At 64.5% G+C, this 245-nt stretch carries 1 pseudogene; it reads right to left on the bottom strand.

Annotated elements, in window-relative coordinates:
• Positions 1-12: 12 nt before the first annotated feature.
• Positions 13-245, bottom strand: a pseudogene (locus SB771_RS36320) (lipoprotein-releasing system transmembrane subunit LolC); the annotation flags it as partial.

Raw genomic sequence — 245 nt, 5'->3', positions numbered from 1 at the left:
GTAGCGGAACGGTCATTCATAGCGCAGCGCCTCCGCGGGACGGACTTTCGCACCGCGCCAGCTCGGGTAAAGCGTCGCCAGCGCCGACATCGCGAAGGCGATGATGCCGATGCGCGCGACGTCGGCCGGAATCAGCTCGGACGGCAGTTCGCTGATGAAATACACCGACGGCGGTAGGAACTGCACGCCGATCAGATGCTCGATCATCGGCACCAGCCACGGAATGCTCCACGCGATCAGGCAGC

The sequence above is a fragment of the Burkholderia sp. SIMBA_051 genome (assembly GCF_046534915.1).
In the GTDB taxonomy this organism is placed as follows: Bacteria; Pseudomonadota; Gammaproteobacteria; order Burkholderiales; family Burkholderiaceae; genus Burkholderia; species Burkholderia ambifaria.
Note: the sequence above shows the minus strand (reverse complement) of the source record. Positions and strands in the feature narration are given on the sequence as shown.